Origin of the sequence: Streptomyces liliiviolaceus, assembly GCF_018070025.1 — a bacterium.
Lineage (GTDB): Bacteria > Actinomycetota > Actinomycetes > Streptomycetales > Streptomycetaceae > Streptomyces > Streptomyces liliiviolaceus.
Genome location: NZ_JAGPYQ010000001.1, coordinates 6,269,948 through 6,293,479 on the forward strand (window position 1 = coordinate 6,269,948; position 23,532 = coordinate 6,293,479).

Annotated in this window: 26 protein-coding genes and 1 pseudogene; 9 read left to right on the forward strand and 18 right to left on the reverse strand. The window is 70.8% G+C overall.

Annotated elements, in window-relative coordinates:
* Positions 1 to 40: 40 nt before the first annotated feature.
* The 3 genes from panD to J8N05_RS27340 all read right to left on the reverse strand — a co-directional run bounded on the left by panD (position 41) and on the right by J8N05_RS27340 (position 2,510).
* Positions 41 to 463 (reverse strand): aspartate 1-decarboxylase, encoded by a 423-nt coding sequence (gene panD / locus J8N05_RS27330; RefSeq protein WP_210887177.1) that lies wholly within the window; start codon positions 461 to 463, stop codon positions 41 to 43.
* Positions 464 to 697: 234 nt separating this feature from the next.
* Positions 698 to 1,357, reverse strand: a complete 660-nt coding sequence (locus J8N05_RS27335; RefSeq protein WP_210887180.1) for a hydrolase — start codon at positions 1,355 to 1,357, stop codon at positions 698 to 700.
* Positions 1,358 to 1,520: 163 nt separating this feature from the next.
* On the reverse strand, positions 1,521 to 2,510 hold the full coding sequence (locus J8N05_RS27340) for a pirin family protein (RefSeq protein ID WP_210887183.1): 990 nt from the start codon (positions 2,508 to 2,510) through the stop codon (positions 1,521 to 1,523).
* A gap of 133 nt (positions 2,511 to 2,643) precedes the next feature.
* Between J8N05_RS27340 and J8N05_RS27345 the strand changes: the two genes are divergently transcribed.
* A complete protein-coding gene (locus tag J8N05_RS27345) occupies positions 2,644 to 3,132 on the forward strand; it encodes a carboxymuconolactone decarboxylase family protein (protein ID WP_247706514.1) in 489 nt (162 codons plus the stop codon).
* Positions 3,133 to 3,190: 58 nt separating this feature from the next.
* On the opposite strand, the gene J8N05_RS27350 is transcribed toward J8N05_RS27345, so the two are convergent.
* Positions 3,191 to 3,601 carry a (4Fe-4S)-binding protein gene (locus tag J8N05_RS27350; protein ID WP_210890422.1) on the reverse strand — a complete coding sequence of 137 codons (411 nt, stop codon included), beginning with the start codon at positions 3,599 to 3,601 and terminating at the stop codon, positions 3,191 to 3,193.
* A gap of 31 nt (positions 3,602 to 3,632) precedes the next feature.
* Complete coding sequence (locus tag J8N05_RS27355) at positions 3,633 to 3,941, reverse strand: GNAT family N-acetyltransferase (RefSeq protein WP_210887189.1); 309 nt, start codon at positions 3,939 to 3,941, stop codon at positions 3,633 to 3,635.
* A gap of 177 nt (positions 3,942 to 4,118) precedes the next feature.
* On the opposite strand from J8N05_RS27355, the gene J8N05_RS27360 reads away from it, so the two are divergent.
* The 6 genes from J8N05_RS27360 to J8N05_RS27385 all read left to right on the forward strand — a co-directional run bounded on the left by J8N05_RS27360 (position 4,119) and on the right by J8N05_RS27385 (position 8,927).
* Positions 4,119 to 4,586: a MarR family winged helix-turn-helix transcriptional regulator gene (locus J8N05_RS27360; RefSeq protein ID WP_210887192.1), complete on the forward strand. Its 468-nt coding sequence runs from the start codon at positions 4,119 to 4,121 to the stop codon at positions 4,584 to 4,586.
* 221 nt (positions 4,587 to 4,807) lie between these two features.
* Positions 4,808 to 5,887 carry an LLM class flavin-dependent oxidoreductase gene (locus J8N05_RS27365; protein WP_282108169.1) on the forward strand — a complete coding sequence of 360 codons (1,080 nt, stop codon included), beginning with the start codon at positions 4,808 to 4,810 and terminating at the stop codon, positions 5,885 to 5,887.
* On the forward strand, positions 5,884 to 6,546 hold the full coding sequence (locus J8N05_RS27370; protein WP_210887198.1) for an NADPH-dependent F420 reductase: 663 nt from the start codon (positions 5,884 to 5,886) through the stop codon (positions 6,544 to 6,546). The genes J8N05_RS27365 and J8N05_RS27370 overlap by 4 nt, the downstream gene beginning before the upstream one ends.
* A 32-nt stretch (positions 6,547 to 6,578) precedes the next feature.
* Positions 6,579 to 6,722, forward strand: coding sequence for a hypothetical protein (locus tag J8N05_RS27375; protein ID WP_210887201.1), 144 nt, complete (start codon positions 6,579 to 6,581; stop codon positions 6,720 to 6,722).
* A gap of 87 nt (positions 6,723 to 6,809) precedes the next feature.
* The gene (locus J8N05_RS27380; protein WP_210887204.1) at positions 6,810 to 7,652 is read left to right on the forward strand and encodes an alpha/beta fold hydrolase; all 843 of its coding nucleotides are present in this window, start codon (positions 6,810 to 6,812) and stop codon (positions 7,650 to 7,652) included.
* A 144-nt stretch (positions 7,653 to 7,796) separates the two neighbouring features.
* Positions 7,797 to 8,927: a DNA polymerase III subunit beta family protein gene (locus J8N05_RS27385; protein ID WP_210887207.1), complete on the forward strand. Its 1,131-nt coding sequence runs from the start codon at positions 7,797 to 7,799 to the stop codon at positions 8,925 to 8,927.
* A 56-nt stretch (positions 8,928 to 8,983) separates the two neighbouring features.
* Here the strand turns inward: J8N05_RS27385 and bdeA are convergent, their stop codons facing one another.
* From bdeA to J8N05_RS27400, 3 genes are all read right to left on the reverse strand, one after another.
* On the reverse strand, positions 8,984 to 9,928 hold the full coding sequence (bdeA, locus tag J8N05_RS27390; protein ID WP_210887210.1) for a bis(hydroxyethyl) terephthalate hydrolase: 945 nt from the start codon (positions 9,926 to 9,928) through the stop codon (positions 8,984 to 8,986).
* 362 nt (positions 9,929 to 10,290) lie between these two features.
* Positions 10,291 to 10,638, reverse strand: a complete 348-nt coding sequence (locus J8N05_RS27395) for a deoxyxylulose-5-phosphate synthase (protein ID WP_210887214.1) — start codon at positions 10,636 to 10,638, stop codon at positions 10,291 to 10,293.
* A 97-nt stretch (positions 10,639 to 10,735) separates the two neighbouring features.
* Complete coding sequence (locus tag J8N05_RS27400) at positions 10,736 to 11,080, reverse strand: hypothetical protein (protein WP_308286871.1); 345 nt, start codon at positions 11,078 to 11,080, stop codon at positions 10,736 to 10,738.
* A gap of 155 nt (positions 11,081 to 11,235) precedes the next feature.
* On the opposite strand from J8N05_RS27400, the pseudogene J8N05_RS27405 reads away from it, so the two are divergent.
* Positions 11,236 to 12,284, forward strand: a pseudogene (locus J8N05_RS27405) (hypothetical protein).
* A 28-nt stretch (positions 12,285 to 12,312) separates the two neighbouring features.
* Here the strand turns inward: J8N05_RS27405 and J8N05_RS27410 are convergent.
* Positions 12,313 to 13,374: a hypothetical protein gene (locus J8N05_RS27410; RefSeq protein WP_210887220.1), complete on the reverse strand. Its 1,062-nt coding sequence runs from the start codon at positions 13,372 to 13,374 to the stop codon at positions 12,313 to 12,315.
* A gap of 178 nt (positions 13,375 to 13,552) precedes the next feature.
* Between J8N05_RS27410 and J8N05_RS27415 the strand changes: the two genes are divergently transcribed.
* Positions 13,553 to 14,230: a phosphatase PAP2 family protein gene (locus J8N05_RS27415; RefSeq protein WP_247706515.1), complete on the forward strand. Its 678-nt coding sequence runs from the start codon at positions 13,553 to 13,555 to the stop codon at positions 14,228 to 14,230.
* Positions 14,231 to 14,251: 21 nt separating this feature from the next.
* On the opposite strand, the gene J8N05_RS27420 is transcribed toward J8N05_RS27415, so the two are convergent.
* Genes J8N05_RS27420 through J8N05_RS27460 form a run of 9 tightly spaced genes read right to left on the reverse strand, consistent with a single transcriptional unit; the run spans position 14,252 to position 23,528 of the window.
* On the reverse strand, positions 14,252 to 15,580 hold the full coding sequence (locus J8N05_RS27420) for a glutamate-1-semialdehyde 2,1-aminomutase (protein WP_210890424.1): 1,329 nt from the start codon (positions 15,578 to 15,580) through the stop codon (positions 14,252 to 14,254).
* A gap of 34 nt (positions 15,581 to 15,614) precedes the next feature.
* On the reverse strand, positions 15,615 to 16,166 hold the full coding sequence (gene rfbC, locus J8N05_RS27425) for a dTDP-4-dehydrorhamnose 3,5-epimerase (RefSeq protein WP_210887223.1): 552 nt from the start codon (positions 16,164 to 16,166) through the stop codon (positions 15,615 to 15,617).
* Between the two features lie 5 nt (positions 16,167 to 16,171).
* Positions 16,172 to 17,464 carry a polysaccharide pyruvyl transferase family protein gene (locus J8N05_RS27430; RefSeq protein WP_210887226.1) on the reverse strand — a complete coding sequence of 431 codons (1,293 nt, stop codon included), beginning with the start codon at positions 17,462 to 17,464 and terminating at the stop codon, positions 16,172 to 16,174.
* Positions 17,461 to 18,408, reverse strand: coding sequence for a glycosyltransferase family 2 protein (locus J8N05_RS27435; protein WP_210887229.1), 948 nt, complete (start codon positions 18,406 to 18,408; stop codon positions 17,461 to 17,463). Before J8N05_RS27435 ends, J8N05_RS27430 begins: the two co-directional genes overlap by 4 nt.
* A complete protein-coding gene (locus J8N05_RS27440) occupies positions 18,405 to 19,748 on the reverse strand; it encodes an MATE family efflux transporter (protein WP_407699934.1) in 1,344 nt (447 codons plus the stop codon). Before J8N05_RS27440 ends, J8N05_RS27435 begins: the two co-directional genes overlap by 4 nt.
* Positions 19,745 to 21,019 (reverse strand): DUF4910 domain-containing protein, encoded by a 1,275-nt coding sequence (locus J8N05_RS27445; protein ID WP_407699935.1) that lies wholly within the window; start codon positions 21,017 to 21,019, stop codon positions 19,745 to 19,747. The genes J8N05_RS27440 and J8N05_RS27445 overlap by 4 nt, the downstream gene beginning before the upstream one ends.
* Positions 21,016 to 22,041: an NAD-dependent epimerase/dehydratase family protein gene (locus J8N05_RS27450; protein ID WP_210887235.1), complete on the reverse strand. Its 1,026-nt coding sequence runs from the start codon at positions 22,039 to 22,041 to the stop codon at positions 21,016 to 21,018. Before J8N05_RS27450 ends, J8N05_RS27445 begins: the two co-directional genes overlap by 4 nt.
* A 3-nt stretch (positions 22,042 to 22,044) precedes the next feature.
* A complete protein-coding gene (locus J8N05_RS27455) occupies positions 22,045 to 22,722 on the reverse strand; it encodes a PIG-L deacetylase family protein (protein WP_210887238.1) in 678 nt (225 codons plus the stop codon).
* Complete coding sequence (locus J8N05_RS27460) at positions 22,719 to 23,528, reverse strand: glycosyltransferase family protein (RefSeq protein ID WP_210887241.1); 810 nt, start codon at positions 23,526 to 23,528, stop codon at positions 22,719 to 22,721. Before J8N05_RS27460 ends, J8N05_RS27455 begins: the two co-directional genes overlap by 4 nt.
* Positions 23,529 to 23,532 lie beyond the last annotated feature (4 nt).

Genomic DNA, 23,532 nt, shown 5'->3' on the forward strand with positions numbered 1-23,532 from the left:
TACGGGAACCGATGCGGATGCTGTGCGGATGCGATGCGGGTCAGGCCGCCGGGACGGCTTGCGGGCTCCGCTGCTGGTCCGAGCCCGGTACCGGCTCGGACGGGTCCGAGCCGAGCGACACGATCCGGTTGTCTCCGTCCACGTGCACGACCCGCGGCTTCAGCGCACGGGCCTCGGCATCGGAGACCTGCGCGTAGCTGATGAGGATCACCAGATCGCCGGGGTGCACGAGGTGGGCAGCGGCGCCGTTGATGCCGATGACCCCCGAGCCGCGCTCACCCTCGATGACGTACGTCTCCAGACGGGCGCCGTTGGTGATGTCGACGATGTGGACCAGCTCACCGGGCAGCAGGTCGGCGGCGTCGAGGAGATCGGCGTCGACGGTGACGGACCCGACGTAGTGCAGGTCGGCCTGGGTGACGGTGGCACGGTGGATCTTGGACTTGAACAGAGTACGCAGCACTTCGGACTCCTAGAAGACAGCTCCCCGCTAGCTTTCTGCAGGTCAGGGGCGTACTTCACTGTACAGCGGCGGGTCTTCGGCTCAAAGACCCACCAGAGCCGACGTCGACGACGGGCTGACCGGCCGCAAGCCGCGAGGAGGCCGGCCGCCGGCCGCGAGGAGGCCGGTCGGCGGCAGGCGCCGGTCGGCGACGGGCAGTGTCCGCCGCAGACGGGCGCCCGCTCCCCAGCCGGGTCAGATGCTGTTTCCGGCGCGTCCCGTCGCGAGGAGCTGCGTCTCCCAGGCGAAGGCGACGCCGGTGGCGCCTCCGTGCTCAAGCAGCACCTCGGTCATGGCCGAGATGGTCTTCTCGCGCGCCCAGTCGCGCTGCCACTCACTCGCCACGGCCGTCCAGGTGATCGGTACCACTCCCGCCTGGACCATGCGCTGCACGGCCATGTCATGCGCTTCCTTCGAGGCGCCGCCCGAGGCGTCGGTGACGACGAAGACATCGAAGCCCTCGCCCGCCGCCTGTATCGCCGGCATCGCGACGCAGATCTCCGTCCAGAGGCCGGCGATGATCAGCTTCTTGCGGCCGGTCGCCTTGACGGCGTCGACGACGCGCTCGTCCTCCCAGGTGTTGATGAGCGTGCGGTTGATCGGCTTCTGCTCCGGAAAAACGTCCTGCAGCCCCTTGATGAGGTAGCCGCCGCGCTCCTCCAGGACGGTCGTCAGGATGGTCGGCACGTCGAACAGCTTGGCGGTCTTGGCCAGGGCGACAACGTTGTTCACGATCATCGTGGGTTCGTGGCTGTTCAGGTTGGCGAACTGGAACGGCTGGTGGTCGATCAGGACGACCACACTTTCCTCGGGCGTCAGCAGCGCCTGCAGTCCGGACTTCGTTCCATTGCTCATGGGGTCCCTCTCCGGGATGACGATCCGTCCGATTAAGTGGTTGACGCGTCATCTACATTAGCATCGGCGGTTGATGTGTCAACCAAATGCGCCTTGCCCGCGCACTCCCAACTCCCTTGCAGCGAAAGGCAGTTCATCTCTGACGTGCCCTTCGTCAGGGAGGTCAGCGGGTCGGCGGGTTCCGGCGCGGTCTGATGACGGCGTTCGGCAGAGCCGGTGCGGGCAGGGGGCCGCCGGGGAAGTCCTCGATGACACCGAAGCGGTCGGAGGAGGCCTCCCACTCCTCGCGGGCCTGCACCACGTCCTCGTGACTGCGGCCGACGAAGTTCCACCACATGACGATCTCCTCACCGAAGGGAGGACCTCCGATGAGGACGGCCCGCGCCGGGGCGTCGGTCTCGTTCACCATCGTCAGGGTGTCGGCGCCGCTGGGCACGTAACCGAGTTCGGCGGGCCGCAGCACGGTGTCGATCAAGCGGATGTCTCCGGTGTCCACGAGGAGGCCGTGCTCGAACGTCGCGTCCACGGCGAGGGTGAGCGTCGCGCGGGGTTCGATGACGATCTCGGCGCCGAGCAGCGGCGTGAAGGTCCGGACCGGGGAGGTCCGGCCGGCGAGCGAGCCCAGGAAGACCCTGATCCCGGCCCCGTCGACCTGCGCGGGTTCGGGCACGTAGTGCTGGAAGTCCCGGGCGGCGTGGCGGTGTTCTCCGGGCAGCGCGACCCACAACTGGACGCCGTGGAGGACGGTGGTGTCCGGGGTGGAGACCTCCGAGTGGGCGATGCCGTGTCCGCCGGTCATCAGGTTCATCTCGCCGGGCCGGATGAAGGCGTGGGTGCCGAGGGTGTCGCGGTGTTCGACCTCGCCGCTGAACAGCCAGCTCACCGTCTGGAGTCCGGTGTGCGGATGCGGGGGCATGTTCATACCCCCCGAGACGGCGACCTCGTGCGGGCCGTAGTGATCGGCGAAGCACCAGGCACCGATGAGTGTGCGCGCCCGCTGGGGCAGCGTCCGCCGCACGCGCAGCGCACGCGGGCCCCCGAGCGGGACGTCACGCGCCGACAGGACATCGACCGCGGGGGCCTGCGCCGGCCGGTCGCCTTCGACGAGTTCACCGCAGCGCAGAGCAGCGACATCGGTTTCCGCGTTGCTCATGGAGAGCCCCTCCCGCACGATTTGGTTGTCACGTCAACTAGGATGGCACAGGACGGGCCGACGGCCCAAGCACCCGCACCCGCACCCGCACGAACACGGGCCACTCCGAGCGTGGCCCGAAGGAGGCCCCGCCGTGAGCGACCGCACCCACAGCTCCGAGCCCCGCAGGATCTTCATCGACAAACAGAGCCCCAAGGCCTTCCACGCCCTGGTGCAGGTCTCGGAGACGGTCCGGGCGACAGCCTCCGAGGCCGGGCTCGACCGCACCACCGTGGAGCTGATCAACCTCCGCGTGTCGCAACTCAACGGCTGCGCCTACTGCTTGGACACGCACACCCGAGCGGCCCTGCGCGCCGGTGAATCGCCGCGGAGACTCGGAGTCCTCAGCGCATGGCGGGACACCGACCTGTTCACTCCCCCGGAGCGCGCCGCCCTTGCGCTGGCCGAGGCCACGACCGATCCGGTGGATGCCGCGGCAGGGACCTCGGCCTTCGAAGCCGCCCGACAGGTCCTCTCCGAGGACCAGATCTCAGCCGCGATCTGGGTGGCGGTCACCATCAACGCGTTCAACCGCGTGTCGGTCATGAGCAAGCATCCCGTCCGGCCGCCGCACGACGAGTAGCGGCGGCCGGGCTCTGCCCCTCGCCACGGGCTGCCCCTCGCCGCGGGCGGCGGCCGCGTCACCGGCCGCAGGGGCCCGCGTGGTCGCAGTACGGCTGGAGGCGGCTCTGCCCGCAGCCGCACAGGACGGCCCTGGTCTCGCTGCGTACGCCCTGCGGCGTGTCCACATTCAGGTCCCCGCGCACGGTCAACTGCCCGGTGGCGCCGCGGGTGATCATGGTGGGCCGGTCGGGGATCTCCGTCCCGCCGTCGACGAGTTCGTACCGGAGCGCGCCCGAGGGGCAGCGCCGCACCACTTCCGCCAGGCGCTCGGCCGTGGACGCGTCCGGCCGGATCCACGGCCGCTTCGCCGTGTCGAACACCTCGGGCAGGCCATGGACGCATTCGGCGGCATGGAGGCAGCGCCCGGCCTCGAAGGTCACCGTGATCGACTCCGCCCGGTACGTCTTGCGCCCGGATTCGCCGCCCATATCCGCCTCCACCACCGCCGCGCCCGGCTTCTCAGTCACTGACCCTGCTGCGGGACTGGTACAGCAGGTCCTGATACTCGGGGTGCCTGTTGATATAGCCCGCGAAGAAGGGACAGGTCGCCAGCACCCGCAGGTTCGCGGCGCGTGCCTCGTCGAGGGCCGTGCGGGCCAGCGCGGACCCGACACCCGCGCCCTCGTACTCCACCTCGACCTCGGTGTGCACGAACGCGACGAGCTCCGTCGTACGGATGTACTGCGCGACGCCCGCCACCTTGGACGCGCCGTCGACACGGGCCTCGTAGCGCTTCGCCTCGGGTGCGTCGATCACTTCGACCGTCATGTGTCCTCCTCGTGGGGCCGATCCCGCTCGACTCGGACGCGGCGGGATCCCGTCGGCCGGGGCATCAACCTAACCCTCTTAGGTTGATGCATCAACTTAACCGTACGCGGCCTCGCCGAGTGACGGCGCCGCCACCACGAGTGGATGAGGTGTCAACGATCTCGCTAGACTCCGTTCATGGACGCACCGCCGCGCTGGCTCAACCCGGAAGAGAAGGACGCCTGGGACAGCTTCATCCGCATGCACGAGAAACTCATCGGACGGCTGTCCCGCCGCATCCAGGCCGACTCCGGCATGTCGGCCTCCGACTACGTCGTACTCGTCAGCCTCACCGAGAGGGGCGGCGGGCGGATGCGCTTCCTGGACCTGGCCAAGCTCGTGGAGTGGGAGAAGAGCCGCATGTCCCACCAGGTCACGCGGATGGCGAAGCGCGGGCTCGTGTCCCGGGAGGAATGTCCCGACGACGGACGCGGCGCGTTCATCGTCGCGACCCCGGCCGGCTACCAGGCGATCGAGGAGGCCGCGCCGCAGCACGTCGAGCACGTCCGCCGCCTGTTCATCGACGCCCTGACCCCGAACCAGCTCAGCACCCTCGGCCGCCTCAGCGAGCGCGTCCTGGACCACATGGAGCGACAGCCGGACTGACCGGGCGCCGCGAGCAGATCCCGTCCCCGGCGGTCCGCGGTCCGCGGACCGCGGACCGCGGACCGCGGACCAGGCAGTGAGTCACCGACCTCCAGCCGCACCCGCAGTGTCTCGATATGGTTGACATGACAACCACGTGGGTGTCATCTTTGCGCCTCAACCGGATCGGCGGGGTGGTGCGGGTGACCGCCGCGGCCCGACACGACGAAAGCGTTGGACGAGTGAACACGACGGATGTCTCGCAGATCGAGTTCGGTATCGACAGCTTCGGGGACCGGCCGCGGAACGACCGGGGCATGATCGTCTCGCCCGCGGAGGCGATCCGCGCCGCGGTGGCCGAGGCGGTCCTCGCCGACCAGGTCGGCATCGACGTCGTGGCGCTGGGCGAGCACCACCGACCCGAGTACGCGATCTCCAGCCCCGAGACGGTACTGGCGGGCATCGCGACGGCAACGAAACGCATCCGGCTCGCCTCGGGCGTGACGGTGCTGTCCTCGGACGACCCGGTGCGCGTGTTCCAGCGGTTCGCCACGGTCGACGCGCTCTCAGGCGGCCGCGCCGAGGTGATCCTCGGCCGCGGTTCCTTCACCGAGTCGTTCCCGTTGTTCGGATACGACCTCAAGGACTACGAGGTGCTGTTCGAGGAGAAGATCGAACTCTTCCATCGGCTCCTGGACGAGAAGCCGGTCACCTGGGAAGGCACCACACGCGCCGCCCTGCACGATGCGGACGTGCACCCGAAGACCGACTCGGGGCGCATCAGGACCTGGGTGGGGGTGGGCGGGACACCTCAGTCCGTGCTCCGCACCGCTCAGTACGGTTTCGGGCTCATGCTCGCCATCATCGGCGGCGCCCCCGACCGGTTCGCGCCCTACGTCGAGCTGTACCGCAGTGCCAGTGACGAGTTCGGCACGACCGCGCAGCCGGTCGGCATGCACTCACCGGGCTTCGTCGCCGCCACCGACGAAGAGGCCAAGGAGCTCTTCCACCCCGGCTACAAGGAGATCCGCGACCGGATCGGGGCGCAGCGCGGCTGGCAGCCGCTCCGACGGGAGGAGTTCGACGCCGAGGTGGACCGCGGTTCGCTGTACGTCGGCTCGGTCGAGACGGTCGCGACCAAGATCGCCCACGCCGTCCGGGTCCTGAACGCGGGCCGGTTCGACATGATCTACTCCGCCGCGGGCACCGTCTCGGCCTCCGCGCGTCTGCGTTCGGTCGAGTTGTACGGCACCCAGGTCATCCCCCGGGTCCGCGAGCTGCTGGCCGAGCAGCCCGCGGGCACGGCCGGAGCGGCACGATGACCGGACCCGTCACCACCATCGGGATTCTGGGCGCCGGGAAACTCGGCACCGTTCTGGCGCGATTGGCGGTCGCCTCCAGCCATCGAGTCCTGGTCTCCGGGTCCGGTGACCCCGCCAGGATCGCGCTCACCGCCAAGATCCTCACCCCGGGAGCGACCGCCGTGTGGCCGGCCCAGGCCGCGGGCGCCGCCGACGTGGTGATCCTGGCTCTCCCGCTCGGCAGACACCGCGACCTGCCGGTTCCGCAGTTGGAGGCAAAGCTGGTCATCGACGCGATGAACCACTGGTGGGAGGTCGACGGCCCGCGCGCCGCGATCCTTCCGCCGGACGTCTCGTCGAGTGAAGCCGTTCAGCGGTTCCTGCCGGGCGCCCGTGTCGTGAAAGCCCTCAACCACATGGGCTACCACGACCTCGAAGACGAGGCCCGTCCGGCCGGCGTCCCCGGACGCAAGGCCATCGCGATCGCCGGCGACTCCCCCGAAGACCTCACCGTCGTGTCCGCGCTGGTCGACGCTCTCGGATTCGACCCGCTCACCATCGGCGACCTCGCGGCGGGAGTCCGGCTCGAACCCGGGACCCCCGCCTTCGGAGCCGATGTCGACGCCGACCGGCTGCGCGCGCTCACCGCCGCCCCCGCTCCGACAGGGCTTGCCGGATGACTCAGGAATTGGCGGGCGGCTTCGGTGCGGTCATGACGGTCGTACCCCTGTGTCCGATGTTCGCCCGGCATCTGCGGGCGCATGGCGACACGTTCGTCGCGAGTGGCGGGGTGTTCCGCCGGCCGACGGCCGACGACATAGGGGTCATCACGCGCGCCACACTCGGCGAAGCGTGAGGCCGCCCCCCCCTTTCCTCAACACACCGTTACCGCCCAAAGACAGGCGCCGGCATTCGTTCTCGCCGGCCAGAAGGGAAACAAATCATGGGTCACATCACCGTCGGCACGGAGAACAGCACGCCGATCGAGCTCTATTACGAGGATCAGGGTTCTGGCCGGCCGGTCGTCCTGATCCACGGATATCCGCTGAACGGGCACAGCTGGGAACGTCAGACGCGCGAGCTGCTGGCCCAGGGCTATCGGGTCATCACCTATGACCGCCGCGGCTTCGGCCAGTCGTCGAAGGTGAACTCCGGTTACGACTACGACACCTTCGCCGCCGACCTGAACACCGTCCTTGAGACCCTCGACCTGCGGGATGTCGTCCTGGTCGGCTTCTCCATGGGCACCGGGGAACTCGCCCGCTACGTGAGCCGCCACGGTCATGAGCGGGTCGCGAAGCTCGCCTTCCTCGCCTCGCTCGAACCGTTCCTCGTCGCCCGCGAGGACAACCCCGACGGGGTGCCGCAGGAGGTCTTCGACGGCATCGCCGCGACCGCGAAGGCGGACCGGTACGCCTGGTTCAAGCAGTTCTACGCGGACTTCTACAACCTCGACGACAACCTCGGCACCCGTATCAGCGAGGAGGTCGTGACCGGCAGCTGGAACGTCGCGATCAGCAGCGCTCCGGTGGCCGCCTACGCGGTCGTTCCGGCATGGATCGAGGACTTCCGCGCCGATGTCGAGGCGGTCCGCCGCAGCGGCAAGCCCGCGCTGATCCTGCACGGGACACACGACAACATCCTCCCGATCGACGCCACCGCGCGCCGGTTCCACAAGGCGCTCCCCGACGCCGACTACGTGGAGGTCGAAGGAGCGCCGCACGGTCTGCTCTGGACGCACGCCGACGAGGTCAACACCGCGCTGCGGGACTTCCTCGCCAAGTGAGGCTGTACTGGCGGCCGTTGCCCTGCCGGGGGGTCCTCCGACGTCCTCCTCGGCGGACCTTGGCAGACCCTGCCGAAGCGGCGTCAGGACCGGGTTGACCCTCGACCTTGTCGAGGGCTCAGGGTTCCGGGTGTGGAGAACGAGATGCGCAGTATCGGGGAGATGGCCCGGGACGGCGGACTGAGCGTGAGTGCGCTGCGGTTCTACGACCGGGCCGGGGTGCTGGTGCCGGCCTGGGTGGACCCCGTCAGCAGCTATCGCTGGTACGAGCCCGAGCAGTTGCCGGAGGCCAGGCTGCTGGCCCGGTTGCGCCGGGCGGGCATGCCGTTGGCGGACATCCGGCTCGTGCTGGCCGGGTGGGCCGGCGCGGACACCGAGCTGGTGCGTGGGCTGCTTGAGGCTCATCTGCGCCGTCTCGAACTGGGGCTGTCCGATGCGCGCAGTGAGTTCTCCACGCTCCGAGCTCTACTCGACCGCAGGGAGAACCCCATGACTTCGCTCCGCACCGCCGCCGCTACCTCTGCCACTCGGGTGTCCACGTCTCCGCTGGAGCTGGCCGCCGCGCTGGACACGGTCCGTTTCGCGGCCGGCTCCGACCCGGAGCTGCCGATGCTCGCCGGCGTCCTGTTCGACGTCGAAGGGGACGAGCTGCGGCTGGTGGCCACCGACCGCTACCGGATGGCCGTCGCGCGAACGCGCACCACCGGGCATGACGGGCCCCGGACTCAGGTGCTCGTGCCGCTTCCGCTCGCCGACGCGATGCGGGCGCTGTTGACCGGCGGCGAGCCCGTCCGCCTCGTGGTGGAGGGTGACCGCGTCACACTGGAGGCCGGGGACCGGCAGACGGCCGGTCAGGTCGTCGGCCATGAGTTCCCGGACTACCGTCGCCTCATCCACCTCCCGGCCGGCCGCCGGGTCCCCATCGATACGGCGGCCTTCCGCGCGGCGCTGGAGAACGGTCCCGTCCGCACGAGCGAGGCCGGGGAGCCGGACGGCGGGCCCCGCGACCTCAGTGTGCTCAGGGTGGCGGAGGACGGAACCGTGGTCGTGTGCGACGACGGTGATGCCGGTGATGCCGGTGATGCCGGTGATGCCGGTGACGACGATCGGGACAACGTCGGTGTCAATCGCGAGTTCCTGCTGCACGCGCTCACCGCCGGGGCCCGGGACGAGCTGGTCCTGGAACTGGGTGCGCCCACCGCGCCGCTGGTGATCCGCAGGCCCGACGACGAGGACGCGTTCTCGCTCCTGATGCCGGTCCGACTGGAGAACTAGCGTCTGTCCGCCGGCCTGCGGGACAGGCCGGCGGACAGATCACGCGCCGCTCCGGCTCAGCCGGTGTGCGGGCAGTTGCCCCGGTACTCCTCGATGGTCGTACTCGCCGCGGGCAGCGGGCACAGGAACTGTTCGTAGCGGGTGTCGTTGTCGATGAACCGCTTCAGCCAGGAAATGCTGTACTTCGCGACCGTGGTGTTGGACGAGGTCGGGGCGGAGTGCGTGGCGCCGTTCAGCTCCAGGTACGCGCGGTCCAGCGCGGACGGCAGGCTGGTGTAGAACGGCTCGGCGTGCGACGAGACGGGGGCGACCGTGTCACCGTCCGCTCCGATGATCAGGGTGGGTGTCTGGACCTCCGGCCAGGTCTTGTCCGTGTTCCACGGTGTGAGCGGGACCGAGGCCTGCAACGACGGCCGGTCCTTGGAGGCTTCGAGCGAACCGCCGCCGCCCATGGAGTGCCCCATGACGCCGAGCCGGGTGCTGTCGATCCGGGTGCGGACACTGCTCGTCTGCGTCAAGTAGTCCAGCGCTGCGAGCAGTTGGTCGCCGCGGGCGGCCGGCTGGTCGAGGGTACTGAGGGTGTCGATGGTGATCACGACGAAGCCCTGGGAGGCCAGTCTCGGTCCCAGCCACGACACCGCGGACTGGGAGGCGGTGAACCCGGGCGAGATGGCCACCGCTCCGAACGTGCCGTCGCTGGTACTGGTCGGGTAGTAGACGGTCCCGCCGCCGAAACCGCTGGTCCGGGCCACGGTCGTCTGCGAGACGGCGTACGAGCCGCGGGCGGCCTCAATGCTGGCGTTGGTCGGCGCCGGGCCGCGTTCGTAGGGGTTGTCCGCGGCGTCGGCAACACCGGTGAGGGAGGTGGTCAGACCGGCGAGCAGCGCGGCCGTGGCCGACAGCGCGCCGAGCCGGCCGCGCGACCGGCGGCGGGGCGCACGCTCCGCCCGCGCGGAGTAAGTGGGTGTGGAGGTGGATCCGGGTGTGGGGGATGCTTGCACGATCGGTCCTTTCACCAGGTTCCGTGGGTGACACGGGAGCGGTGACTCCGGTGGTGCGTGCCCTGCTCATGGCTGGTCGGGCGTACCCGTGGCTGGTCGAGCCCCGGCCTGCCCGGCCGTGTCCGACGCGAGTCGGAGGACGTGGCGTCACGTCACGGAAGCAACGAGGTTGTCTCGGATGGCGCGTTGGGGCGGTGCACGGTCCTGCGTGCGAGATGGATCCGAAGGACGACCTGCGACCGGGCCGTGGGGGCCCGAGCCGCCTGAAGCAGCATCACCATAGGGCCGCTCCGGCTCCACGCCATCGGTGATATCGCCGGTGTCATCGAGGACTCCGGCGTAATACGCCGTATTGCGCCCGCTCAGCCGCGCGGCGGCACGGAGGGCACCTCGTACCGTACGAGCGCCCTCGCGAACGGCTCGCCGCTGCGCCGGGCATACGTCATCCGCTCACGAACCTCGCTCAGGGTCCGGGGCCGGTAACCGGGCCCACCGCAGCAGCTCTTGTGAAAACGGACGCCGGCGTGCAGCAACACGGACAACGTCCGCCAGGCCGCGGCGTCCCGACGCCGGGGCGCGGCAAAGGCGGAGCCCACATGAATCAGCGACTGCGCACAGCGGGGGCAGACCCGCTGCCGGTCCCTGTCGTAGGGCTGCTTGTACGAGGCCCTGCAGGGCAGGCAGACGTACGAGGTCTTCGCGTGGGACATGGAGGCAGGGTATGCATCGCCGGGCCAGGAATCGAAGGGATTTCTTGCTCGCGCTCAGCGGACAATCCGCAGCAGGCAGGGCAGGGCCCGTGGCGCGTCAACCACTCCTCTCGACCTGGCACCGCCGCGCGGTCAGTGACCGGATGAGTTCGGCGTCGTACTGGTCGGCGTCGAAATAGAACGTCGGGGGCCGCGGCTTGTCCACGGGCACCTGCCAGTCGGACCATTCCACGAGCCCGCCTTGGCGCTGCACGAACACCGACAGGTGGCCACAGCATCCGCCCGTGCACTCGGGCTCGCCCAGCACTGCGCGTCGCCCCTCGCGGGTCGCCCAGAGAGGGCCGTGACCGTGGGCGGGCAGCGCCTCCTCCGCGAACGGGCCGCGGCCTCCCTCGCCGACGGCCTGTGCCACCACGTCCTCGCCGTCGATCCGGAACCGCACCTGGGCAGCCCAACGAAGGCCCTGCGGCAACACACTGACCTGAAGCCGATTCAACACCCGAGCACCCTACGGCTGTACCGGTCACCACAGGACCCTTCCTTCTCGTGCCGTTCTTGTCGGACATGCGGGTGCCCGCAGTCGGCAGCGACGAGCCGATGACGGCCGAGCGGCTGACCGAACTGCGCGGTGTGCTGGCCCATCTGGCCGACCAGCCGATCGCCACACTTGAGTTGCATCCGCTGCCCGACGCACTCGACCGCACCCGAGGTATCCCGCTGGATGCCGTGAGTCCCTTGGCGCAGCACCTGTCGCAGCTCATCACGCAGTCGGCGCGAAGTTCGTGCCGGTCGGGCAAGCGGCGGCAGCGGGCGCGGTCGGTGGAGCCGGTGCGACAGCCGGTGCCGCGCTCACGGGCAGCGCGGCGCTCACCGTGGCCGCGCCGCTCGTGCTCATGGCCATAGCGGTGGGGGTGAGCGCGAACGCCGATTCCAAGCGCCGGCAGGCCATCGAGCACATCACGGAACTGCTGGAGGAGTTGCACGAGCAGAAGCTCGATGACGAACACAGCGAACTCGACGGCTGCCGCGATGCCATCGACAAAGCAACCGCCATTCTCCTCGACCAGGGCAAGCTCGGCGTATCGCTGGGACTGGACTCGGCCGTGCACGCCATCAACAGCGCTCTGGGCGCCGCCGACCGCCGCCTCGCCCGGTGGCGGAGCGCACTCGACAAGCTGCCCGACGGCAAGGCTGTCGAGATCGACACGCTGGCCAGGTCGTTCCCCGGCGTCGACGACCAGGGCGGCACCTTCCGCGCCCACCTGGAACTCGCAGCCCTGGCGATCGCGCTGAAGCGGCGGGTCATCGTGCTGCAGGCCGTCGAGCACGCCCAGTCCGACCCCGGCAACCTGTTCGAGAATTTCGCCCGCGCTCTCAAGGCCGACCAGCAGCGCCTCGACGAACTGGAGTCGGGCATCGGCGGCGTGCTGGTACATCTGTCGGCACTGGAGCTGGCCCGCCCGAACGGTTTGCGGCCCGTCTTCACGACCGGCGAAGTCGATCGCCTGATGCGCGCGGCACACCGAATTCACAGGCTCGGTGACGGCGTCGCGGACAACAGCCGCACGACGGACGTGGCGATCGAGATCGCCCGCGACAGGGACGGCTCAGTGGTCGTGTTTCCCGCGCTGCCCGCGTCGGCCTAGGGCTCGGCGGGGTTTCGCGGCAGGCGGATCAGCAGGTCAACTCGCCCGTTGTGCCCGGTTCGTTGGCTCCCGTCGACAGGGCTATCTGTTTGACCTTGCCCGTGTAGTCGCCCACCGCTCCGTCCTCCGTCGATCCGTCGGAGTAGTAGAGGGCGGACGCCCAGGGTTCCGCGTCCTTCCCCAGGCTGTCCGTCAGGGCTTTCATCGTCGAGGTGCGGAAGTTGGTGTTCAGGCAGCCGCCGCCGAGGTACGACCAGTCGGGGTTGGTGCCCTCCGTCGGCTCCTCCGGTGACGCGTCGGACGGGAGCAGGGCGAGTGCCGCCTTGCGTGCCCTGTCCTCGTCGACCGGGGACGAGAAGACGACGTCCACGCTGATCAGGTGGTCCTTCAGAGCTGCCGCCGCCGGGACGGTGGCGCAGACCACCTCGTCATTCGCCAGGCGGTAGGCCACGGGGTCGCCACCGGGCATTCCCGTCTGCTTCGCGCACTCCTTGGACCAGGAGACGCGCGGGTAGCGTGCGTCCCACCAGGTCAGGGGCGAGGCGACGCCCCGGCCGCCGAGGTCGTCCTTCGACGCCGCGTCGAGGGTCTGCTCGGGAAGCGGGGCCTCCTTCAACGCCGTGACGTTCGGGCAGAACTCCGTCCGCAGGAAGTCGGCCATCGCGGCGGCCTGTTCCTCGGTCGCGCCGTTCGCCTCGTCCGCGTAACGGAGGCCCCGCCACGTCCGGTAGCCGACGTCCACGTTGCGGCAGGCGTCGATCTGGACGACCGCCAGTCCGCGGCGGTCCTCCAGGTCTGTCTCGACGCCCTCCCCCAGACCGTAGTTGTTGGCGTCGCCGACCTCGCCGAGCCGGTTGACCAAGGCATCGTCGACGCCCGCGGCCGTCAGGGCGTCCTCGATGGAGGTGTCGTCGGCCGTCACCGCGTCCGAGTCGTCCGTCGGTGGCGTCGGCTCGGCTTCCGTTTTCGTCTCTTCCGCCGGGACGGCCGAAGTACGCGTCGCCGAAGGGGTCCCGCTTCCGCAGCCTCCGACGGACAGCGCCGCGGCGACGAGCAGGGCGGTGCCGACGGCACGGCGGTATCGGGGCATGGCGCAACTCCGTGCAAGCGACAGTTGATCAACATCAGTATGTGATCCACTCATTCAGTTCACAAGAGGTGAATATCCCTTTCGCGCAACGGAACCGCATGGCCCAGCAGGCGGAGCCCGGTGTACCCGGGACCAGACCGCGGTTTGGCGCAACCCCTCGTTGGCTAGGGTGACAAGGGTGGCCTTGGAGACTGATACCCACCCAACCCCCGCGGTGCTGCCCCGGTCGTTGCGCGCAGGGCTCGGGGTGGTCGCGGTGCTCGGCGCCCTCGTCGCCGTCGCCCTCGGCGTCATGTACGCCGGTCACAGCGAACCCGGCACGGTGGACCGGTGGTTCGTCGAGCCGACGGACGACAGTGTGCGGTCGCCGTGGCGGGGTGTCGCGCTCGCCGTCGACTTCCTCGGCGAGCCCGTCGGAGCGGCGGCGCTCATCCTGGTCGCCGTGGCGGGCTGTCTGCTGCGTCGGCGAACTCGCGCCGCCGTCCTCGTCGTTGCCGGCGTCGGTGTCACCGTCGTGGTGGCGACACTCGTCAAGTCCCTGGTGGGGCGCACCATCCACGGACCCGACAACCTGTCCTACCCGAGCGGGCACACCGCCTTCCTCACCGCGCTCGCGCTCGTCGTGGCGCTGCTCGCGGTCGGCCGGTCCGGTCTCGGCCGGGCGGCCGGCCTGCTGCTCGTACTCGGCGCGGGCCTGGTCGCGGGCGCCACCATGGGCTGGGCGCAGGTCGCCCTGGGCGCGCATTACCCGACCGACGTCCTCGGCGGCTGGTGCGCGGCGCTGGCCCTCGTACCCGCCACCGCGTGGGTGGTCGACCGGGCGGGCGACCGCCGTCGCCCGCCCGGTCAGCCGTAGCACCGCCGGCGTCGTGCCCTGTCACGCCAGGCGGCGGAACACCGGCTTCACCGGGCGTCCGGTCAGCCAAGGTGTGGGGTCACCCGCGTCCAGCGCCTTCCGGTACACCGCGCACGCCTGGGCCACCACGTCCACGGTGTGCTCGATGTCGGCGTCGCTGAGCGCGCTGCTCACCACGAACGACGGGGCGAGCACCCCGCCCGCCAGCAGCCGGTGCAGGAACAGCGTGCGGTACTCCTGCGACGGCTGCCCCTTCTCGTCGAGGGTCGCGAAGACCAGGTTGCTGGCCCGGCCCCGTACGACGACGTGGTCGGCGACACCCATACCGGCCGCTGCCTCGCGGACCCCGGCGGCCAGCCGCTCGCCGAGGGCGTGCAGCCGCGCGGTGATGCCCTCCTCGACGTAGGTGGTGAGTACCGCCATGGCCGCGGCCAGGGAGTGCGTTTCCGCGCCGTGCGTGGTGGACAGCAGGAACACCCGCTCGCCGGAGTGGCGCAGCCCGCCCCGTTCCATGAGGTCGCGGCGCCCGGCCAGCGCGGAGACGGCGAACCCGTTGCCGAGCGCCTTGCCGAACGTGGAGAGGTCGGGGACGACGCCGTACAGGCCCTGTGCGCCCGCCTCGGACCAGCGCAGGCCGGTGATCATCTCGTCGAAGATCAGTACGCAGCCGTGCCGGTCGGCCAGTTCGCGCAGGCCCGCGAGGTAGCCGGGCGGTGGTTCGGTGTGGGTGGCGGGTTCGAGGATCAGGCAGGCGATCTCGTCCTGGTGCCGGGTGAGCAGTTCCTCCGTGGCGGCCAGGTCCCCGTACGGGAACGCCACCGTGAGGTCGGTGGTCGCCGCCGGGATGCCGGCCGCCATGGGTGTGGTGCCGATGAACCAGTCGTCGGTGGAGAAGAACGGGTGGTCGCCGCAGATCGCCACCCGCGGGCGGCCGGTGACCGCGCGGGCGAGGCGTATCGCGGCGGTGGTGGCGTCCGAGCCGTTCTTCGCGAACTTCACCATCTCGGCGGTCGGCACGGTCGCCAGGAAGCGTTCCGCGGCCTCGACCTCCACGACGGACGGCCGTACGAAGTTGCTGCCGCGGTCCAGTTCGCGGCGCACCGCCTCGATGACGCGCGGGTGGGCGTGGCCGAGGCTGACCGACCGCAGGCCGGAGCCGTACTCGATGTAGCGGTTGCCGTCGACGTCCCAGACGTGGGCGCCGCGGCCGTGGTCGATGACCGGCGCCAGGTGCTCGGGGTACTGGTCGTCTCCCTTGGCGTACGTGTGCGCGCCCCCGGGGATCAGGGCGTGCAGCCGCTCGTTGGCCAGCCGCGACCGGGGCAGGGAGAATTCCTGATCGGTGTCCACGGTGTCCACAGTGTCTTCGGTGTCCACGGTGACCTCAGCTCTCTCTCTGCTTCAGTACCTCGGCGAGGCTCGGCGCCTCCCGGTCCCGCTGGGACATCGAGGTGGCGGGCAGCGGCCAGGGGATGTCGAGTTCCGGGTCGTCGAAGGCGATCGTCACGTCCTCGGCCGGGTCGTGCGGTCGGTCGATGCGGTAGGAGGTGTCGGTGGTCTCGGTCAGCGCCTGGAAGCCGTGCGCGCAGCCCGCCGGGATGTAGAGGGTCTTCTGCGTCTCGCCGGACAGCTCGAACCAGGCCACGTTGCGGTACGTGGAGGAGTCCGGCCGCAGGTCCACGACGACGTCGAAGATCTTCCCGTACGAGCAGCGCACCAGCTTGGCCTCGCCCGCTCCGGAGCGCAGGTGCAGGCCACGCAGGACACCCCGGACCGAGCGGGACACGCTGTCCTGGACGAAGGCGTTCGGATCCAGGCCCACCGAGCGGACCACGTCGGCGTCGAAGGTGCGGCAGAAGAAGCCGCGTTCGTCGGCGTACGGCGTCGGTTCGAACAGGTACGCTCCGGCGATCGCCGGGACTTCGGTCGCTTTCATGAGGTTCACGAGGCCTTCCGCAGGGCGTGTTCGGGGTGGGCGGCCGGGAACAGGGCCGAGGTCAACGCGGTGAACTGGTCGTCGAGTTGGCGGGTGGCGAGCAGGTTCCGCTCGGTGAGGGTCCGCCGGACCTCCGGCGCGCTGCGCTCCAACTCCCGGAACTGCCGCAGCAGTTCGTCGGGGTCGACCTCGCGGGCCGGGTGGGAGTATGCGTCGAGACCCATGCGGGCCATCAGCGCGTCGCTCTTCGCCGCGTAGCTGAGGGCGAGCGTCGGTGTGCCGGCCTTCAGCGCGCAGACCAGGTTGTGGTAGCGGGTCGCGACGACGGTGTCGGCCGCCGCCGTCTCCTTCATCAGGTCGGCCAGTGAGGACGCCTCGGAGGCGGTGACCAGCGGTGAGTCCACCGCGTCGAGGATCGCGGCGACCACCGACGCGTCGCACTCGTCGCCGGTGAGCAGCCGGACCGGTCTGCCGTCCTCGACGAGCGCGCGGACGAACCGGGTGGTCCCGTCGAGGTAGCGGCGGTGGATCTCCTCGGCGCGGGCGCGGTCGTCGTTGCCGCCGTGGAAGTCCATGACGCCGACGCAGACCGGGCCCGGGGCGCCCGCAGGCTGTTCCGGGGACGCGCTCGCGGACGGTGTCGGCAGGGCGAACGCCAGGTCCGGGTAGACCTCGTCGTGTGCCGTGTCCACACCCATGTCCCGCAAGGCGTCCCGCGAGAGGGTGTCCCGGTACGACCGGTACGCGGCCAGCCGTGCCGACCAGCGCACCAGGGCCCGGGTCGGCCGGTCGCCGATCGCGGCGGCGCCGACGCCGACGAGCGCGACGCGGGTGCCGAGCAGCCGGCCGCTCGCGCAGAGCAGGAAGAGGGAGTACGGGAAGCCCCAGGGCCGCAGCGGCAGTGTGGCTTCCAGGACGCCCATGCCCGGCACGATCACCACGTCGTGCTTGCGCACCCAGGCGGCCGTGCGGAGGACGTCGACGAACTTGCCGAGCCCCTTGCCCACCATCGAGCCCAGGCGTGACGCGGTCCGGTACTCGCCCCGGTACCAGTGCAGCCGGGTCGCGGGGATGCGGTAGCGGGCCATGACGACGTCCGGTCCGCCGCACAGCGCGTCCACGGCCGCGTCCGGGTGCGCGGTGCGGAGGTAGCCGAGGACGGCCTCCAGCGATCCGTCGTTGCCGAGGTTGCCGGAGCCGAGCAGGCCGAACACCCCGACGCGCACCGGGGTTTCGCCCCCGGCCCCGGACGCCCTTGGCACCCCGGACACCCCGGACACCCCGCTTTCAGGCTTCATGCCTGCCTGCCCTCACGGCCGGCGACCACCGCGTCCACGGAGACGGCGTACCGGCCCGGGTCGACCGGGGCGCGGTCCTCGACGCGTTCGCCCGCGCCCGGCCGGGCCCGGCTGGTCATCCAGGAGCCCAGGTGGCGGTAGCAGGCGCGCCGGTCGGCCGGGGACAGCGGCGCCCGCCGGATCGCCGAGGCGAAGCCCCAGACGTACTCGGCGAGCAGCCGGGGCGTCGGGTGCAGGAGCCCCGCCCGGCGCGGGTCGAGGTTGACGCACCGGGAGCGCTTGGAGGGGTTCGCCCGTTCGGCGCGGGTGGGGTGGTCGCGACGGAAGTACAGCAGCTCCGGCACCTGGTGGAAGGGGCCGTGGAGGGTGATCTCGGCGACGAACGTGCGGTCCGCGTGGTGGTAGCTGTCGTGCGGCTTCACCCGGCGCAGCATGTCGGCGCGCATCACGCCGTAGAAGTCGTCGCCGCCGGGCTCGAACAGCAGGCTGCGGAAGCGCTCGGGCGCGTGCGGCGAGTCGGTGGCCAGCCCGTACTCGTAGGGGACCTTGACCTTGCCGTCGCCGTCGATGACGGCCTGGCCGCTGTGCGCGAGGACCACGTCGGGGCGTTCGTCCAGGGTCTCGACGCAGGCCCGCAGCAGGTCGCGGGCGTACAGGTCGTCGTGCGAGGCCCACTTGAACAGTTCGCCGCGGCACTCGGTGAACACGTAATTGTGGTTCGGGGCGGCGCCGATGTTCTCGGGCAGCCGGATGTACCGGATGCGTGAGTCCCGCGCGGCGTAATCGCGGCAGATGTCCTGGGTCCCGTCCGCCGAGGCGTTGTCGGAGATGACCAGCTCGAAGTCCTCGTACGTCTGGCCGAGCAGGGCGTCGAGCGACTCGGCGAGGTACTCCTCGCCGTTGTAGACGGGCAGGCCGACGCTCAGCCTGGGGTGGGCGGTCATGAGGTCCTCACTTCGGGAATGGGTTGGTGGGCGCGCTCGCGCAGGGCGGACCGCAGTTGCAGCCACCAGACGGCAGAGGCGCAGACGGTCGCGGCGGCGACGCCCCAGGCCGAGCCGACCGTGCCGGCCAGGGCGGCTCCGCCGAGGCCGCCGCCGACGTAGCAGGCGGAGGCGAAGAGCTGGCAGCGCAGGCTGCGGCGGGCGGCGGCGAGCGCGCGCAGCCCGGCAGCGGCGCCGCTGCCGAGTCCGGCGCCCGCGACGCCGAGCGTGGCGGGGACGATGAGCTGCGAGGCGGAGTTCCAGACGTCGCCGAGGACGAGTTCGCCCGCCCGGTCCGGCATCAGCAGCAGGGCCGCGCCCCACAGCAGCGCGGCGGCGGCCTGTCCGCCGCCGAGGAGGAGGCAGAACTTGGCGAGCCGGTGCGGGGCCCGCCGCAGGACGCGGGCCGCCTCCGCGACGGTGACCAGGGACAGGCCCATGAGGAGGGCGAGGAACGGGCCGAGGAGCAGTTCGGCGCCCCGGACCGCGCCCACCGCGCCGACGCCGACGATGACGCCGAGCCCGTACGCGCGCAGTTGGCTCGCGCCGCTGAGGCTGACGTTCTCGACCAAGTACCGGTAGCCGAGGTCGCGTTGCTCGCGCAGCCAGCCGCGTGCCCGGGTCAGCCGGGGCCGGATGCCGGACTGGAGGCAGCCGTACCCGGCGGCGACCGCGGCGGACGCACCCCAGGCGAGGACGAAGGCGGCGACGGTGTCCACGCGGGCCGCGATCACCATGGCGGGGACGAGCGCGACGCCCCACACGAGGTCGTTGACGAACGCCTTCCGTCCGGCGCCCGCGGCGAAGAACGCGAACCGCCAGGCGTCCTGGAGGAGCAGTGCGGGCAGGACGACGCCGAGGGAGACGAACGCCGGTCCCACCCGTCCGCCCAGGCCGAGGCCGACCAGCACGCACACCGCGCCGAGGGCCGCGCCCACGCCGAGCGCGGCGCCCGAGGAGCGGGCCGCCGCCGCGCGCCAGGAGTCCTCCGGTACGCCGCTGAAGCGCACCACGAGGGGGTCGGTGGCGAGCCCGCGGGCGACGTTGAGCACCACGCCGTAGGTCAGCCAGGCCAGGCTGAACACGCCGAACGCGGTCAGTCCCAGCGAGCGTGCCACGTAGATGCCCACCGCGAAGTTGGTCATGCTGGAGGCCGCCTGGTCGGCCAGTCCCCAGGACAGCCGGCCGACGATGCCCTTCCTGGCGGACGGGTCGGTGGACCGGGCGGCGGACCGGTCCGCGTCCGTGCCCCGGTCCGCCGGTGTCGGCGTCTTGTCCCCCTCGGTGGCCATCGGCGTCATGCCTTGATCAGCCCGGCGCCGTGCAGGGCGTCGGCCGCGACGACGACGGCGCTGAACGGCAGCTGCGACCGTTCGGCGATGTCCAGCAGACTGTGCTCGCCGTCGGAGAGGCTGAGCACCCAGAGCATGGCCATCTGGGCCTGCTTGGCGTCACTGCGGCCACCGAGCGAGTCGTACAGCCCGCGCCGCCCCAGCTGTGGTTCGCCGTAGGGGCTGAGGTTGACGTAGCTGCGGTTGCGGTCGAGCACGGCGAAGGCCTCGCGGCAGACGGCGAGGGTGTCCTCCATCGCCTCCGGGGAGACGAAGTCCGGGTTGTCCCCCGAGGTGTGGTACTCGGGGTAGCCGGCGTACGGGGTCCGGCTGAGCGAGCCCACTCCGAGGTTGAACCCGGGTGAGCAGTACTGCCGCTCGTCGTAGCCGTACGGGGTGAACTCGTGGATCAGGTGCGGGCGTTCGGACGCGGTCAGTACGTGTCGCAGCACGCGGTCGATCTCCGCGTCGCCGCGCCTGCTCCGCTTGTAGTTCAACTGCCCCGAGTCCCCGGCGCAGGCCAGCACGAGCCCGTGCTTGACCCGCTCGATCCGCTCGGCGTTGCGGGCCAGCCAGGTGATCGCCCCGACGGTGCCCGGCGCGAAGATGAACCGGTAGGTGTAGTACGGGGTCGTCTCCGCCAGGGCCCGGGCCAGGTAGGTCGCCACCGCGACGCCCGCCAGGTTGTCGTTGGCCAGCGACGGGTGGCAGACGTGGCAGGAGACGATCACCTCGTCGGAGACCTGCCCCGGGACGACGTGCTCGGCGTAGGTGAGGTGTCCGTCGGCGAGCGTCGAGTCGATGCGGACCTCGTAGTCGCCGTCCGGCAGCCCGTCCAGGGTTTCCTGGGACAGGCAGAAGCCCCACTTCGGCTCGTAGTAGCTCGTGCGGTACGGAATCAGGGCCGGCTGGTCCGGCAGGGTGTACAGGTGCTCGCGCAGCTCGGACAGCGGCATGGTGGCGGACACCGGGACGCTGTAGCCGAGCACGTGCAGGCTCGACGCGGCGAAGTCCACGACCCGGTTGCCCGCGCCGTCGGCGATGTAGGCGTCCCGGATGTTCCACTCCTGCGGGACCGTCCAGTCCAGCACCTGCGTCCCGGTCGGCACCTCGTGCACCTGCAGCGGAACGTACTCATCGACGATGTCCAGGGTGGCGCGCACCCCGTCGCCGGTGATGCTCCGGCAGAGCGGGTACAGCCGTTCCACCAGCGCGTGCATCTCCTCGCCGGGCGTGCTCATCGGCGCCACCGCAGGGTGTCGTCGACGGAGCCGGCCTCGGAGGCCGCGCGCAGCACGGCGAGGCGGGTGAAGCGCCGGTCGAAGTCCTCCTTGGTCAGCCCGTGTTTGCGGTAGGCGTCGGCGAGTTCGTGGGCGCCCTGCCGCACCGTCCACTCGCAGTCGAAGCCGGGGATCGCGGCACGGAAACGGGAGAAGTCCACGCGGTACGAGCGCGGGTCGGCGCCGTTCTCGCCGGTGATCCGCACCTTCGAGCCGGTGACCGCCTCGGCGACCTGTTCGGCGATCTCGGCGACCGTGACGTTGTTGACCTCGCTGCCGATGTTGAACGCGCGGTCGTGCACGGCCTCCCGGGGCGCGGTCAGCGCCGCCGTGAAGGCGCGGGCGATGTCGGCGGCGTGCACCAGCGGGCGCCAGGGCGTGCCGTCGGAGAGGACCAGCACCTCGCCGGACAGGAGCGCGTGGCCCACGAGGTTGTTCAGCACGATGTCGGCGCGCAGCCGGGGCGAGTAGCCGAAGGCGGTGGCGTTGCGCATGAACACGGGGCTGAAGTCGTCGTCGGCGAGCGCGTGCAGGTCGTCCTCGACCCGCACCTTGGACTCCGCGTACGGCGTCACGGGGCGCAACGGGGCGTCCTCGGCGACGAGTTCGCCGCCGCCGGCCGCGCCGTAGACCGAGCAGGTGGACGCGTACAGGAAGCGCCGCACCCCGGCCTCGCGGGCCAGCCGGGCCAGTCGTACGGAGGCGTGGTGGTTGATGTCGTAGGTGAGGTCCGGTGCCAGCGCTCCCAGCGGGTCGTTGGAGAGCGCGGCCAGGTGGATCACGACGTCCACCCCGGCCACGTGCTCGGCCGTGACGTCGCGCAGGTCCACCCGGTGCCCCCGCGGGTCGTCGGGCTGCGGGCCGAGGACGCAGTCGGCGAACAGGCCGGCGTCGAGACCGACGACCTCGTGCCCGGCGGCGGCGAGGACCGGGGCCATCACGGTGCCCAGGTAGCCCTGGTGGCCGGTCAGCAGTACGCGCACGGTTCATTCCCCCAGTGGTGAAGTGCCCAGGTCTGAAGTGCCCAGGTCGAGCGTGAGTTTGTGGACGGCGAACGCCTCGGCGTAGCGGGCGTGGCATTCGATGCCGCGGATGCGTGCGAGGCCGAGGAAGGCCTCCCGGTCGTACCAGGGCCGGTGGCGCTGCGAGGAATAGTGCTCCTGCAGCAGCCGCACCTTCTGTTCGGCGGTGTCGGGCGTCAGCGGCTGGTACGCCGCCATCCGGCCGAGGTCGCCGTCCCATTTGACGATCTCGTAGCCGAGTACGAGGTGGTCGCGGAAGGCGGTGGGCAGCAGTCGCGCCAGGCCGCGGTGGTCCTGGTGCGCGTCGTCGGTGCGCGGCGCGAGGACCAGGTCCGGGTCGGTGCGCGCGCGTAGTTCCTCGACGGCGGCCTTGGCCTCCTCCCACTGCGCGGGCAGCCGGCCGTCGGCCAGTTTGAGCACGGTCAGCCGCAGGTCGGCGCCGGGGCAGAAGGCTTCGAGCGCGGCCCGCTCCTCCTGTTCGCGTTCGCTCCCGCCACCGGTGAGCACGAGCGCGTCGACGCGCAGGCCGGGCCGGGCGAGGCACATGGTCAGCAGGGTGCCGCCGGCGCCGATGGCGATGTCGTCGCAGTGGGCGCCCACCGCGACGATCCGGTCCAGGCGTCCGGACCCGAGCCCGATCACGCGCTGCCCACTCTGGTGCCCGCCCGTGCGCCGTCGCTCTCCCAGACGGCCCATGGGCGGTCGCCCCGGGCGTAGGCCTCGTCGAGGGCGGCCTTCTCCTTGACGGTGTCGGTCGGCTTCCAGAATCCCCGGTGCTGGTGCGCCACCAGCCGTCCCTGCTTGGCCAGTTGGCCGCAGCCGTCGGCGACCAGATCGCCGCCCTCCGGGATGTGGTCGAAGATCTCCTGGCGGAGCACGAAGTAGCCGCCGTTCTCCCACAGCGGCATGTCGCTCACCGCGGTGATGCCTCCCACCAGGCCGTCCTCGCCGAGGTCGACGCAGTGGAACGAGGACTGCGGCGGCACCACCATCATCGACGCGCCCGCGTCACGGCGGGCGAACTGGTCGATCATCTGGGGCAGGGGTGCGTCGGTGAGCACGTCGGCGTAGTTGGCGAGGAACATCTCGTCGCCGTCGAGGTGGTGCCGTACCCGGCGCAGCCGCTCCCCGATCGGTGACTCGATGCCGGTCTGCGCGAACGTGATCGTCCAGTCGGCTATGTCGGTGGACAGCAACTCGGTCCGTCCCTGGCGCAGGACGAAGTCGTTGGACGTCGTCTCCTCGTAGTTGAGGAAGAAGTCCTTGATGTGGTGGGCCCCGTAGCCGAGGCAGAGGATGAACTCGGTGTGTCCGAAGTACGCGTAGTAGCGCATGACGTGCCAGATCAGCGGCCGGGGGCCGACCATGGCCATCGGCTTGGGCGTGTCGTCGGAGGCTCCGTTGCGCATGCGCAGTCCGTAACCGCCGCAGAACAGAACGACCTTCATGCTG